This is a genomic window from Neotamlana laminarinivorans (genome assembly GCF_020523925.1).
Taxonomy (GTDB): domain Bacteria; phylum Bacteroidota; class Bacteroidia; order Flavobacteriales; family Flavobacteriaceae; genus Neotamlana; species Neotamlana laminarinivorans.
In genome coordinates this window covers 600,941-615,344 of record NZ_JAJAPW010000001.1, presented here as the reverse complement: position 1 = coordinate 615,344, position 14,404 = coordinate 600,941, and the positions used below count along the sequence as shown (strand labels likewise).

The window sequence follows — 14,404 nt, the reverse complement described above, 5'->3', positions numbered from 1 at the left end:
TAATAACGCTTTCGCGGAAGGCTATAAAGGTTAGTTAAATATTAGTATTTTTCATTTAACTTTTCTTTTAAACTTTATGCTAAACTATAGTTAAACACTTAAAATGAAACAGATAAGACCAATTGATTTTTGTAAATTTAAGTATGAAAAATATATTAGTAGCAGGTGCAAATGGCACCACCGGTAAACAAATAGTAAATTTATTAAATAGATCAGATCATTATACACCAATAGCAATGGTGCGAAAACAGGAACAAGTATCGTACTTTAAAGATAAAGGTATTCAAACTGTTGTGGCCGATTTAGAACAAGATGTAACAAAAGCTTTTAATAAGCAAATAGATGAAGTTTTATTTGCAGCAGGTTCTGGAGGTAAAAATGTAATAGGTGTAGACCAAGAGGGAGCTAAAAAGTTAATAGACGCAGCACAAGCAAATAACGTAAGTAAGTTTGTTATGTTAAGTTCTATGGGGGCAGATAACCCTGAAGAACAATCTCAATTACAAGAATACTTAAAAGCAAAACATAATGCCGATGAGTATTTAAAAAGTAGTGATTTAAATTATGTAATTGTGCGCCCAGGTAGTTTAAAAAATGATGACGGTGCAGGTAAAATTGAATTAAAAAACCATTTTGATAAACACGGTGAAATTAGTAGAGCAGATGTGGCTAAAACTCTAGTACAATGTTTGGATGATGATGTACCAAATAATATTACTTTTGAAATTTTAGAAGGAGCAACACCAATTAAAAGGGCTGTTTTTAGTTTAGCTTTAACTGAAGTTGAAGTTTAAAATATAAACATAACGAATAGAAAAAAAAGCTACCACGGAAGGTAGCTTTTTTTATAACAAATTTTATAATTTACAATACATAAGCTCCTTTTAAACAATCTATAAAGTTATTATTTCCAGCATTATCTACATGATAATGATAACCACGTATATCGTCGTAATGCCCTTTACACTCATCTAAATCGGTTGGTTCGTTGCCAATTTCATCAACCCTAGCATATATACCGTGACCGTCCATGGCATAACCAATAAGTTCTGCATGCCCATCGGTTTGTGTAATTACATGTCTATCGGCTATGTCTTGAGTTGCAGCATGATAGTGATAGCCTTGATTAACATTAATATGCCCGCCGGCATCATCGAATGGGGCTAGAGTATATGCCGCTAAAATATTGCTTACAGGTGCGGGTGCAGAAAATTCTATGCCGTTTAAAGCAACACCTCTTGTAGAAGGTCCTGTAGTAGCGCCCGGAGCAGTGTTAAAACTATAGGTTGTTGTAAGTGCAATTGGTGTAATTGGAATTGTCCAAGTTTGTGTTAAATCGGTTATATACGATGGAATACATTCAACACAAAAATTTTCATATTCTTCACCAACATTTGGATTGGCAGCGTTTATGCAATCTTCTTCTGTTTCTGTGATGTAAATATCTCCGTTGTCATCATACATTAACCAAGTATTATCGTTGTAAAAAGTGGCTAGATTAGATACAAATTCACCGTCGACGTCGTAAACTGTTCCGCTATCAAGCCAGATACCACCAGCAGAATCGTCATCTGAAATATTACTTGGACACCAAGGTCCCATTTCGTGATCTGTTGGAGCGCTAGTTGTAACAATTTCGTAGCAATTGGTTTCTGTGCCATTTGATAATGTACAAGGTACAATGTTTACCGTAACACCAGTAAAATTATCGCTTGAAGCATCTATAACAACACTGTAATCAACTTCGTTATCTTGAGATGTTGTTGCTTCGCTATCATCTCCGCTACAAGAAAATAATGCGCATGCACTTGAAAATAAGGTAAATAAAATTAAGTTTTTCATTTTTAGCTAATTAATTGAGATATAATTAAGATGCGCTAAAAATGAAAAACTTGTGGTATATTTAAAATTAGTTTAATAAAAACTGCTTTAAATCTTCGTAAGTAGAAATAACTGTCGCTTCTTTTTCTTTACCCATAACGCTTTGTATTTGCTCTGGTAAAGGCTGTTCTTCTTTTATAACCTCTTCAACTACATCTAAAAATTTAGTAGGATGTGCCGTTTCTAAAAACACACAATGCGCTTCTGGGTTTTCTTTCAGATAATTTTTACAACCTAAATAACCAACAGCGCCATGCGGATCGGCAACATAACTGTAGTTTTTATAAATTTCTAACATCGCAGCTTTAGTTTCTTCATCTGTAAAACTGTAAGACGATAAGTTTTCTTTTAAAGACTCGAAGTTGTTTTTGTAAATTTCTTCAATACGGATAAAATTACTTGGCGCACCAACATCCATAGCGTTACTAATAGTTTGTACTGATGGTTTAGGCTCGTATAATTGGGAAATTAAGTAGCGTGTAACCACATTATTCGCATTGTTTGATGCTACAAAATGCTTAATTGGTAAACCTAATTGTTGTGCCATCATTCCTGCACAAATGTTACCAAAATTTCCGCTTGGTACAGAAAAAACAATATCATTATATTTTTTATGAAGTTGCTTATAGGCAAACATAAAATAGAATAATTGTGGTAACCAACGCGCCACATTTATTGAGTTTGCAGAGGTTAATTGCATTTTGCTGGTTAAGCTTTCATCTAAAAAAGCGGTTTTAACCATGGCCTGACAATCATCGAAAGTACCATTAACTTCTAATGCTTTAATATTTTGCCCAAGGGTGGTTAATTGTTTTTCTTGAATGTCGCTCACTTTTCCGCTAGGGTAGAGAATTACAACATTTACACCTTTAACACCTAAAAACCCGTTGGCCACAGCACCACCGGTATCGCCCGATGTTGCTACTAGAACAGTTACTTCGTTATCGTTATCTTTATTAAAATAACCTAAGCATCGTGCCATAAAGCGTGCCCCGACATCTTTAAAAGCCATAGTTGGGCCGTGAAACAATTCTAAAGTTGAAATGTTATCGTTTAGTTTTACCACAGGGAAATCGAAGGATAATGTTTCTTCAACAATCGTTTTTAAAACATCCTCAGGAATTTCAGGCGAAACGAACTGTTTTATTGCGGTAAAGGCAATTTCAGAATTTGAAAGTTCATTTATATTATCGAAAAATGCTTTTGGTAATGGCGTTATACTTTCAGGAAAATATAAGCCTTTATCTGGTGCTAAACCTTTAACAACTGCGTTTACAAAAGTTGTATTTGGTGCTTTATGGTTTAATGAATAGTAGTTCATGTTGTGTTTTATTGACCGATGATTTTTTGACCGTTGACCGAAGCCGAAAAAACGATTAAATAAAAATCGGAGTATTTATTAGTCTTATTTTATATTTCTTTTAACTTGCATCATGTTCATTAAATGAAATGCTTCGTTATATAGTATTTCAAAATTATAGCTTTCAATGTAATTTCTTCTTTTAGCTTTATGTAAACAAGTAACAACTTCGGCCAAAGATCTAATAGCATAGTTTATAAATTTGCGTTGTTCAGGGTTAGATTGACCTATGGAACCTTCGGAAATATTTAACGCAATAGAATCGACAGCTCTACAAATTTGAGATGTTAAATTAAACTTTTCAATATCTGGAAAATTTTTAGCTAATTGAAAAATGGTTTCGCCATAATCCATTGCTTTTTGCCAAATAATTAATTTTTCAAACTTAAATTTACTCATAACTTTGATGCTTCAGTCTTCGGTCATTTTCCCGTCATCCGTCACTGTTACTAAAGAATTTTAACTCCTTTTGTATTAATTTTCGATACGTGAATATCAAAATCAATTCCAGTAGAGTTGTATACATTTTTAATGGCTTCTGCTACCTTTTTTGCAGTTTCTTCTCCTTTACAAAGTGAAAAAATTGATGGTCCAGAACCCGAAATACAAGCGCCTAAGGCTCCAGCATTTAGCATGCTATTTTTAACCTCTTGATAATGCGGAATTAGTTTGCTTCTGTGCGGTTCTATAATAACATCGTGAAGCGAATCTTTAATTAAATCGTAATCGCTGGTATGCAAAGCATGAATTAAACTTCCAACGTTAGACCATTGCGCAATGGCATCGCTTAACGAAACTTCTTTTGGTAAAACGGCACGAGATTCTGATGTTTTTATTTCTATTTGCGGATGAATAATAGTTGCAAACAAATCATCTGGACTCGGAATTTCCAAAATTTGTAACGGCTTGATTCCTTTTACCAAAGTAAAACCACCAAACATAGCAGGAGCAAGGTTGTCGGCATGTTCGCATTTACTTGCTAAAGCTTCACCTTTTATGGCAAATTCGGTTAATTGGGTTTTGTTAAATGGTCTTCCTAAAAGTTCGTTCATACCAAAAACACTTCCAACAGCACTGGCAGCGCTACTACCAATACCGCTACCAGGTTTTATGTTTTTATAAATTTCAATTTCGAAACCAAAATCTATATCCAGAGCATTGTACATGGCTAATGCCGAAACACCAGCGACGTTTTGTTCGGCTTCGTATGGTAAATCGAAACCTTCAATATGGGTAATTTTAATGCCCTTTTTATCTACTTTGCGTATTACCATATCGTCACCAACATTGTCTAAGCAAAAGCCTAAAACATCAAAACCGCAGGCCACATTTGCAACAGTAGCTGGTGAAAAAATCTTTATTTCATTCATCATTTCAATTAAATAATTTTCGGCGGCACAAGAGCAAGAAATATCGCTTGGTTTATGCAATTCCATACGCAAAATTAATCATTTCCAATTCTTATAATATCTGCAAACAAGCCAGAAGCTGTTACATCTGCACCAGCGCCAGCACCTTTAATTATCATAGGTTGGTTGGCGTAGCGTTTTGTATAAAACATAACAATGTTATCGCTTCCTTGTAAGTTGTAAAACGGGTGTCCTTCTGGAATTTCTTGTAAACCAACACTCGCTTTTCCTTCGTTAAATTGTGCTACATATTTTAATTGGCAGTTATTCGCTTTCGCGGAAGCATACAAACTTTGGTAATGTGCTTCGTCTGCAATTAATGTTTCATAAAAATCATCAACAGTGTCGCTTTTGAAACCAGCTTCAGAAAGGAACGGATCGTTTTTAATATCTTCTAAATTCATTTCAACACCACTTTCACGAGCAAGAATTAAAATTTTTCTAGCCACATCCACACCGCTTAAATCAATTCTTGGATCAGGTTCTGTATAACCTTCATCTCCGGCTTGTTTTACAACATCGTAGAATTTGGTTTTATCATTAAAATTATTGAATACAAAGTTTAAGCTTCCAGATAGTACTGCGTGTATTGAAGTAACTTGGTCGCCAGAAGCGATTAAATTGTTTAAAGTGTCTATTATTGGTAAACCTGCGCCAACGTTTGTTTCGAATAAATAAGGTGCGTTATATTTTAGCGATAAGGTTTTAAGTAATTTGTAGTTTTCAAAATCGCTAGCACAAGCAATTTTATTACAAGCTACAACGCCAATACTTTCACGTAAATATTTTTCGTAAAGTTTAGCTACATCGTAATTTGCAGTAACATCTACGAAAATACTGTTACGTAAATTTAAAGCTTTTGTGCCTTCAAAAAAGCCTTGTAACGACGCTTTTTCGCCATTAGCAAGTTGTTCTTTCCAGTTCGATAAATCGATTCCAGATTCGTTAAAAATCATTTTTCTAGAATTCGATAAGCCAGCCACACGAAGATTAATTTTTAAGTTCTTTTTTAAATAATTGTGCTGTTGTTTAATTTGCTCAACTAATTTTTCACCAACATTACCAACACCTGTAATAAATACATTAAGCTGCTTTGTTTTAGCTTCAAAAAACTGTTCGTGCAATGTATTAAGCGCTTTTTTTACATGTTTTTCAGCAATAACTACAGAAATGTTTTTCTCTGATGCACCTTGAGCAATAGCACGTATATTTATATTGTTTTTACCTAGAGCGCTAAACATTTTACCACTTATACCTTGATGGTTTTTCATGTTATCGCCAACTAAAGCAACAATAGATAATTCGTTTTCAACTATTATGGGGTCAATTTTATGAAGCGCAATTTCGTTACTAAAAGCATCATCTATAGCTACTTTTGCTTTTACAGCATCAGCTTCATTAATTCCTAAACAAATGGAATGTTCTGAAGATGCCTGTGTAATTAAAATTACGTTTATTTTCTCTTGCGATAAGGTTTCAAACAATCGTTTAGAAAATCCAGGAATACCTATCATACCGCTACCTTGCAAGGTTAATAACGAGATTTTAGAAATATTACTTATACCTTTTACAGGTTGCGATGTGTTAACAATTTCGTTAGATATTATTGTTCCTGCAGCTTCAGGATCTAAAGTATTTTTAATATGAATAGGAATATTTAAATCTAAAACAGGTTGCACCGTTGGCGGGTATAAAACCTTAGCTCCAAAATGAGATAGTTCCATAGCTTCTTGGTACGAAATTTTATCGATTGGGTAAGCATGTTTAACCAATTTAGGATTGGTAGTATACATACCACTTACATCGGTCCAAATTTCTAAAGAGTCCACTTTTAAGGCCGAGGCTACAATAGCGGCAGTAAAGTCTGATCCACCGCGTCCAAGTGTAGTTTGTTCTCCTGTTATTGATTTAGCAACAAAACCAGGAAGAATAGTTATTTTACTAGAAGCTGAGTAAAAATAATCAGATATGTTTTTGTTTGTAACCTCGTAATCTACTTCAGCTTTTGTGAAATTAGAATTGGTTACAATTAATTCTTGTGAGTTTTTACAAGATGCCGATAAACCTCGTTTTACTAAAGTTTCACCAATAATGTATGATGATAAAATTTCACCAAAACTAACAAGTTTATCAGATGTTTTTGGAGATAATTCGTTAATTAAAAAAATACCATCTAATAAGTTTTTTAACTCGTTTAAACGTTGATTAACAAAAGCAATAATACTTTGTCCTTTTAAAGGCGTTAACTCATTAATAATTTCTAAATGTTTATCACAAATAAAATTAAAGGTATCGTTATAGGCAGCGTCTTTATCTTGTGCTTGTTTACCAGCAAGTAATAATTTATCGGTAATACCACCAACAGCAGAAACTACACAAACTACCGATTCGTTTTTAGAATAATTTTCTAAAATACTAATAACACTATTTATATTTTTTGAAGAACCTACAGATGTTCCTCCAAATTTTAAAACTTTCATGTTTTTTTAAATGAATAATTAAAAATAAAATTAAAACTGTTGTAATTAAAAAAATTACAAAATCTGCTTGAAGTATATATAATTAGCAACCCCAAAGGGTAGTGGTAATTGTAGTTAAACCAATAGTAAAATCGCCTTTTGTAGAAGTAAAAGGTGCAGAAACAATTGTATTTTGGTTTAAATAGTTCATTGAAATAATTATACAATTCAAAAGTATTACTTTTAGCTTAATAAAAAAATTAAATACTTTTTTTTAATGTATTCTTATATTGAAGTTAATTTCGTTTAATATTTTTAACGAAAATAATTTTGAACTGAAAAATTGATAATACCTAAATGAAGATTTTCTCTAAAGAACAGATATACGAAGGCGATCGTTTAACAGCCGAAAGACAAAATATATCATCAACCGATTTAATGGAGCGTGCAGGCACCCAAATTTTTAATTGGATGCATGCCAGAATGCAAGGTGCTCAGGTGCCAATTCACATATTTTGTGGTATTGGAAATAATGGAGGTGATGGTTTGGTTTTAGCCCGACATTTAATTTTAGATGGTTATAATGTAAAAACCTATATTATTAATTATAGTGATAAACGATCGAAAGACTTTTTAGTGAATTATGAAAGAATTAAAAACACTACAAAAGATTGGCCTTTACTTTTAACAGATGCCGAAAGCTTACCAGAAATTAACCCAAACGATATAGTAGTTGATGCTGTTTTTGGTATTGGTTTAAATCGCCCAGTTGTAAATTGGGTAAAAACTTTATTTATGCATTTTAAAGCAAGTAAAGCTTTTACTTTGTCTATCGATATTCCTTCTGGCTTATTTGTAGATAAACCCGTTGAAGATGAAGACGCCGTAGTTTATGCCGGTTTTACACTTAGTTTTGCATCGCCTAAACTAGTATTCTTTTTACCTGAAACAGCTAAATACACTGTACAATGGGAAATTCTAGATATTGGATTAGATCAAGAATATACATATACAGCACAGACTGAAAATGAACTTATTAGTAAATATGAAGTGTTGCCTAATTACAGACCGCGCGATAAATTTTCGCATAAAGGCCTATTTGGGCACAGTTTAATAATAGGAGGTAGTTACGGCAAAATAGGCGCAGTTACTTTGGCAAGTAAAGCTGCTTTAACAACTGGAGCAGGCTTAGTAACTGCTTATGTGCCAAAATGTGGTTATCAAATTTTACAAACTGCTTTTCCAGAAGCTATGGTAATTACAGATGCCTCTGAAGAAAATATTACTGCAATTGATTTTGATATTGAACCAACCGTAATTGCGTTTGGAGTAGGCGTAGGGAAAAACACAGAAACAGTAAAAGCGTTTGAAGCTTTTTTAAAAACAAATAAAATACCGATGGTAATTGATGCCGATGGCCTAAATATTTTATCTAAAAACCAAAATTTATTAGAGTTATTGCCATCTGACAGTGTTTTAACACCACATCCAAAAGAGTTAGAACGTTTAATTGGTACTTGGGCAAACGATTTTGAAAAGTTAGATAAAGCCAAAGCTTTCGCTGAAAAATACAAAGTTATTTTAGTAATTAAAGGCGCAAATACCATTACCATTTTTAATAATAAGCAGTTTATAAACACAACAGGAAATCCTGGATTAGCAACTGCCGGAAGTGGCGATGTTTTAACAGGAATTATTACTGGATTAATTTCACAAGGTTATCATCCATTAAGCGCTGCTATTTTTGGAGTATATTTACACGGAAAATCTGCCGATATAGCTGTTGAAGATTCTGGATATGAAAGTCTTTTAGCAAGTGATGTTATAAAAAATATTGGTAAAGCAATTGTTGATTTATTTGCACAGCCAGAGCAAGTACAACAAGCTCCACCAGAGGTAAAATAATTAAATAAAAAAGCCGCTTTTAAAGCGGCTTTTTTATTTACAAATATTCTTAAATTTAAATATTTAATTCGTTAAATAGTGTTTTTATTGCTGCACTAGATGGTCTAGGCGCATCGGCAGAAACAATATTTCCATTAGGATCTATTAAAATAAATCTTGGAATACCACTAATTCTGTAGTTTTGAATAAAATCGGATTGCCATCCGTTAGGAGATAAAACTTGAATACCACCTAATTCTTTTTCTGCAATCATTTTTTTCCAACCTTCTTTAGCTAACTCTGCAGATTCCTCTTTAGACTCGCCTCTGTAACCACGTCCGTCGTCTACAGATAAACTTACAAATTGAATATTTTTGTCTTCATATTCTTTTTCAAGAGCTTTTAACGAAGGAATTTCCACCTTACATGGTCCGCACCAAGTAGCCCAAACATCTATATAAACATACTTTCCTTTTAAGTCTTCAAGTGAAGTTGTTCCGCCATTAAAGTTTTCATAATCTTCAAAAGTAGGCGAAGGGCTTCCTTTTGGAAGTGCTGTTTTTAATGCAATACCTTGCGCTAAATAACGTTTGTACGAGTTTAGCATAGGGTCGAGGCTAGCGGTTAATTGCTTTGTTATTAGTGTATCAATATTTTTATTTGTATCATAAAAAGTTGAAAACTTAGTTTTTACATTATTTAATTCGCCATCTAGCTCTTCCATGTTTAAAGCGCTAAGTTTATCAATATCTAAAAACTCTTCAACCATTAAATTATGCTTTGCTAAAAACGAACTGTGTTCTGCACCGCTACCTTCAAAAGTGATAGATTCGTCAAATTCTTTGGTATCAAGAGTTATATCTAAATCAAATCCATTTTTTAAGAATATAGATGTCGATTCAACACCGTCAAAAAAGTTATAAACTCCAGGTTCTACTTTTAACGTATCTGTAAATGTTCCGTTTTCGTTAACTTGAATAGTTTTAGAATATGTTCTACTTCTTACTAAAAGTGAATCACTATTTTTATTTGTTATTTTTCCAGAAAGCGTAACATAATCTTTAGGTTCCTGTTTGCAGGCCATTGCAGCTATTGCAACAGAAAGTAAAAGTAATTTTTTCATGATTTTGTTTGAATTTGTTTAAAAGTAAAAATTTAGAATTTTAAATTTTTACTTTTTTAATATTATTAACATTTATAGCAGTTAAACTTTGTGAGTTAGTGTTTTAAATTTTGCTATTTCAGGAATAATATTTAATGCGAGTAATTCTTTTTGTGTTTTCATTACAGTGTCTTCATCTATTAAAGATTGCGACCATTCGGTAATGCTTAACCATTCTTGTACATCTTCAAGTTTTTGTTCGTATCGGTTGGCAATAGTTTTATCTATGCTTGGGATATTTTTAAAATCGGAAGTTGTATTGTTAATTATATTTAGAATAGTTTTTAATTCTTCTGGATTGTTTTCAATAAATTCTTCGGTAGCAGCAATTACAAAACATGGCCATGGAGTAGGGCAGTTACCAATGCGTCTAAAAGTACCATCATCAACCAAAGGTTTAGTGGTGAATTTTTCCCACATAAAATAATCGGCATCTCCGTTTGTCAATCCTTTTACTGCACCATCTAAATTTTTTATCACTTCAAAATTTAAATCGTTTTGTAAATCCCAATTATTATTTTCGGCATTTATGTAAGCCATTAAATGTGAACCAGAACCGAAGCGACTAATGGCTGCTCGTGTTCCTTTAATATCTTCTATAGTTTTAAATGAAGCGTTAGCAGCAACATGAATACCCCAAATTAAAGGTGTTTGTACAAAGGTTTGTACAATTTTACTTGGGTTTCCATCAATAATATCTTTAATAATACCTTCGGTAAGAATTACAGCTAAATCAATTTCTTTATTTCTTAACGCTTTGCACATGGCACCGGTGCCACCATGATAATCATGCCAACGTAAATTGATGTTTTCAGCTTTATATTCGCCATCTTTTAAGGTTAAATACCAAGGTAGATTAAAGTGTTCTGGTACACCACCTATATTTACTTTCTTCATTTAAATCGGTTTAGATTTTTTCCACTATTGTGTTTAAAGCGTAAAGTATTAAATCTTCTACAACTTTATAAGGGTTTTCACTAAAAGTACCAGAAGGTCTGTTAGCAATTATGGCATTTAAGGAAATGGCATGGTGACCCAGAAGAGCAGATAAACCATAAATTGCAGAGGTTTCCATTTCTAAATTAGTAATTTTTAAGTCTTTAAAATTGAAATTTTCTAACTTAGAGTTAAGCTCTGGATCATGAACAGGTAAACGCAATACGCGACCTTGTGGACCATAAAAACCGTTTGCGGTAACTGTAATGCCGTGAAACGTTTTATTATTTGAAAATATATTGAAAAGCTTATCGCTAGATTTTATAACCAGTGGTTTGGATTTATTTTCACTCCACTGTGTTTGATTTGAAAATGCATTTTCTATTTCTGGATTACTTACTTTATCTGTAACATAAAATTGAAGTGTCCCATTAATATCTAAACCATATTCGCTTACTAAAAAAGAATCAACCGGAACTTCTTTTTGTAAAGAACCCGATGTGCCTACGCGCACAATATTAAGACTAGTTAATTCGGGTTTTGGTTGTCTGGTTTTTAAATCAATATTAAATAATGCATCTAATTCGTTTAAAACAATATCAATATTATCTGGGCCAATGCCAGTTGATATAACACTTATTCTTTTGTTTTTATAGTAACCTGTTTGGGTTTTAAATTCTCTTTTTTGAGTAGAAAATTCAATTGAATCGAAATGATGTGTTACTTTTTCAACACGATCTGGGTCGCCAACAAAAATAATATTTTGTGCAATATTTTCGGGTTTTAAATTTAAATGATAAATACTACCGTCTGGATTTAATATAAGTTCAGATTCCTTAATAGGCATTTAATGCAGATTTAATTAGCTTGTTCTCGGTTTTGCTAAAATGATGATTTAAGCGTTCTACACCGCCAAAGCTAATGTTATTATTTATTTCGTTTGATAAGTTGTATTTTCCTAGAAGCGCTTCATGCCCTTTACGATTAAGTTCTATTTTTTTATTTTCAATATTATAAAATATACTTAGTTTTTCAATAATTCGCTTTAATTGCAAATCTCCATAGCCATAGTAACCTTGATAATTTAAGGCATAACCAAGTAAGTGGTTTTTAGAAACAATGTCATGTTCTTTAATTATTTTTAAAATATTGGTTTCTAGAATATTTAAACCAGTTTTGCTGTCTGGAAAACGTTCTAAATGAGCTTTTAGGCAATTGCTTAAATATTTAAATGAAGATGGTTTTACTATATATGGTTTTAGTAAATTATGATCTATACCACAATAAATACCCCAAATAGTTATTGCTAGATCGATATCTTCTGGGGTTAAAAGCGTTTTGTTTTTGTAATGTTTTAGCAATTGTTTTGATGATAGTTCGGCGAGTCCTTTTAAATCTTTTTCTCCATCAATTCTGCCACTACATACTAAATAAATAGGTAAATCAATTTTTTTTTGTTGTAGCAAATTTATTGCAGCAATCATGTTAATATGACAAAATAAGTCGTATTCAAACCACAACACTATCTGGGAGTAGTTATTAGAATTGTTTAGTTTCTCTAATTCTGTTATAACTCTGTTTTCATCAATTTCAATATCGTAAGTTTGGTCAAAAAAAGCTTTTCGTTTTTCTAGAAAAGCTTCAGAATATATAAACTCTAAGGTAGGACCTTCGCATAACATTTCGTGCCATACGAGCATTTCACCTTCAATATTTAAATCTTTTAAAACTTGTGTTAATGCATCTCCATTAGTAATATGCAGTAATTTTTCACCCATAATTTAACCTCCAACTCGCTTTACTTTAAAGCCTTTATTTTTTAGAATAGACATGATTTTATCGCGATAATCTCCTTGTATAATTATTTTATCGTCTTTAAAACTACCGCCAACACTTAGTGTGGTTTTTATTTCTTTTGCTAGTTGTTTAAAGTCTTCGCTAGCTCCGGTGTAACCTTCTAAAATAGTTATTGGTTTGCCTTTACGTTTTTCGTATTTGCAAATAATGGGGTCGTCTTGTAACCATATGCCAGAAGAATCATCTTGGGTTGATGGTGATTCTTCTGGTACATGATCTGGAAATAGATTTTTAAGTTGGTCTTGCAAATCCATAAAATTAATTACTTTTTAATAAGACCAAGTTCAACTAAACGTTCTGTTAAAAACTCACCAGCAGTAGTATCTTCAAACTGTTTTGGGTTATTTTCGTCAACACAACCTTCAAGTACATCTAATTTCATGCTGCTTACTGGATGCATAAAAAATGGAATTGAATAGCGTGAAGTACCCCAAAGTTCTTTTGGTGGGTTCACAACACGGTGTATTGTAGATTTTAATTTGTTATTGGTATGTCTAGATAACATATCACCAACATTAATCATTAACTCGTCTGGTTCTGCTATGGCATCAATCCATTCTCCTTTGTGGTTTTGTACTTGTAAGCCTTTGCCTTGCGCACCCATTAAAAGTGTTATTAGGTTAATATCGCCATGTGCAGCGGCTCTTACAGCTTCCTTTGGTTCCTCTGTAATTGGAGGGTAATGTATTGGGCGCAATATAGAGTTACCGTTGTGTATGTATTCATCGAAATAAGTTTCTTCTAAACCTAAATGAAGCGCTAAAGCACGTAATACATACTTTGCTGTTTTTTCTAACATTTGGTAGGTTTCTTTACCAACTTTATTAAACTCTGGAAGCTCTTCCACAGTTACATTGTCTGGATATTCAGCTTTTAAAGCATCATTGTCTTCTACATATTGACCAAAATGCCAAAATTCTTTTAAATCGCCTTCCTTTTTTCCTTTGGCACTTTCTTTACCAAATGATACGTAACCACGTTGGCCACCAATACCTGGTATTTCATATTTTTGCTTAGTTTCTGTAGGTAATTCAAAAAAGTTTTTAACCTCGCTATACAATCTTTCAACCAGTTCATCATCTAAAAAATGGCCTTTTAAAGCTACAAAACCAATTTCTTCGTAGGCTTTACCTATGGCATTAACAAATTCTTGTTTTTTATCAGGATTGTTTGAAGTAAAATCTTTTAAATTTACACTCGGGATACTATTCATTTGAAATTATTTTTTAAAATAAGGGTAAATACAAATGTACAAAAACAATTGAATTTTTTATATTGTGGCTTTTTATTGTGATTTCTGTATTTTTATGTTGTTTTAGTTATTAATATGATTAAAAAGAAATCATTTTATTATGATTTTGTTACATTAAACCCTTGAATTTAGAATTCAATTTTTAATTGTTATTTTGAAAAAACAGATTAATAATAATGTTTGTTTTGAATAATTATCTTGGAA

Annotated in this window: 13 protein-coding genes; 2 read left to right on the top strand and 11 right to left on the bottom strand. The window is 32.4% G+C overall.

Features of this window, described 5'->3' with window-relative positions; translation table 11 throughout:
- Positions 1 to 143: 143 nt before the first annotated feature.
- On the top strand, positions 144 to 794 hold the full coding sequence (locus LG649_RS02800; RefSeq protein WP_226540666.1) for an SDR family oxidoreductase: 651 nt from the start codon (positions 144 to 146) through the stop codon (positions 792 to 794).
- Between the two features lie 70 nt (positions 795 to 864).
- Here LG649_RS02800 and LG649_RS02795 read toward each other — a convergent pair whose 3' ends face one another.
- The 5 genes from LG649_RS02795 to thrA all read right to left on the bottom strand — a co-directional run bounded on the left by LG649_RS02795 (position 865) and on the right by thrA (position 7,130).
- Positions 865 to 1,842 (bottom strand): YHYH protein, encoded by a 978-nt coding sequence (locus LG649_RS02795; protein ID WP_226540665.1) that lies wholly within the window; start codon positions 1,840 to 1,842, stop codon positions 865 to 867.
- A gap of 67 nt (positions 1,843 to 1,909) precedes the next feature.
- Positions 1,910 to 3,202 (bottom strand): threonine synthase, encoded by a 1,293-nt coding sequence (thrC, locus tag LG649_RS02790; protein WP_226540663.1) that lies wholly within the window; start codon positions 3,200 to 3,202, stop codon positions 1,910 to 1,912.
- An 84-nt stretch (positions 3,203 to 3,286) separates the two neighbouring features.
- On the bottom strand, positions 3,287 to 3,640 hold the full coding sequence (locus tag LG649_RS02785; RefSeq protein WP_226540662.1) for a four helix bundle protein: 354 nt from the start codon (positions 3,638 to 3,640) through the stop codon (positions 3,287 to 3,289).
- A gap of 50 nt (positions 3,641 to 3,690) precedes the next feature.
- Positions 3,691 to 4,611 carry a homoserine kinase gene (locus tag LG649_RS02780; protein ID WP_226541093.1) on the bottom strand — a complete coding sequence of 307 codons (921 nt, stop codon included), beginning with the start codon at positions 4,609 to 4,611 and terminating at the stop codon, positions 3,691 to 3,693.
- Between the two features lie 74 nt (positions 4,612 to 4,685).
- Positions 4,686 to 7,130 (bottom strand): bifunctional aspartate kinase/homoserine dehydrogenase I, encoded by a 2,445-nt coding sequence (thrA, locus tag LG649_RS02775; RefSeq protein ID WP_226540660.1) that lies wholly within the window; start codon positions 7,128 to 7,130, stop codon positions 4,686 to 4,688.
- Between the two features lie 336 nt (positions 7,131 to 7,466).
- Here thrA and LG649_RS02770 point away from each other — a divergent pair, with 336 nt between their 5' ends.
- Complete coding sequence (locus LG649_RS02770; RefSeq protein WP_226540658.1) at positions 7,467 to 9,014, top strand: NAD(P)H-hydrate dehydratase; 1,548 nt, start codon at positions 7,467 to 7,469, stop codon at positions 9,012 to 9,014.
- A gap of 55 nt (positions 9,015 to 9,069) precedes the next feature.
- Here the strand turns inward: LG649_RS02770 and LG649_RS02765 are convergent, their stop codons facing one another.
- From LG649_RS02765 to LG649_RS02740, 6 genes are all read right to left on the bottom strand, one after another.
- Positions 9,070 to 10,116 (bottom strand): TlpA family protein disulfide reductase, encoded by a 1,047-nt coding sequence (locus LG649_RS02765; RefSeq protein WP_226540656.1) that lies wholly within the window; start codon positions 10,114 to 10,116, stop codon positions 9,070 to 9,072.
- A gap of 81 nt (positions 10,117 to 10,197) precedes the next feature.
- On the bottom strand, positions 10,198 to 11,052 hold the full coding sequence (locus tag LG649_RS02760) for a substrate-binding domain-containing protein (protein ID WP_226540654.1): 855 nt from the start codon (positions 11,050 to 11,052) through the stop codon (positions 10,198 to 10,200).
- A 10-nt stretch (positions 11,053 to 11,062) separates the two neighbouring features.
- Positions 11,063 to 11,938: a nucleoside phosphorylase gene (locus tag LG649_RS02755; RefSeq protein WP_226540653.1), complete on the bottom strand. Its 876-nt coding sequence runs from the start codon at positions 11,936 to 11,938 to the stop codon at positions 11,063 to 11,065.
- Positions 11,928 to 12,869 carry a DUF1835 domain-containing protein gene (locus LG649_RS02750; RefSeq protein ID WP_226540651.1) on the bottom strand — a complete coding sequence of 314 codons (942 nt, stop codon included), beginning with the start codon at positions 12,867 to 12,869 and terminating at the stop codon, positions 11,928 to 11,930. The genes LG649_RS02755 and LG649_RS02750 overlap by 11 nt, the downstream gene beginning before the upstream one ends.
- Before the next feature lie 3 nt (positions 12,870 to 12,872).
- Positions 12,873 to 13,202, bottom strand: coding sequence for a translation initiation factor (locus LG649_RS02745; RefSeq protein ID WP_226540643.1), 330 nt, complete (start codon positions 13,200 to 13,202; stop codon positions 12,873 to 12,875).
- 8 nt (positions 13,203 to 13,210) lie between these two features.
- Entirely contained in the window at positions 13,211 to 14,161 is a 951-nt protein-coding gene (locus tag LG649_RS02740) for an isopenicillin N synthase family dioxygenase (protein ID WP_226540641.1), read from the bottom strand.
- Positions 14,162 to 14,404: the final 243 nt, after the last annotated feature.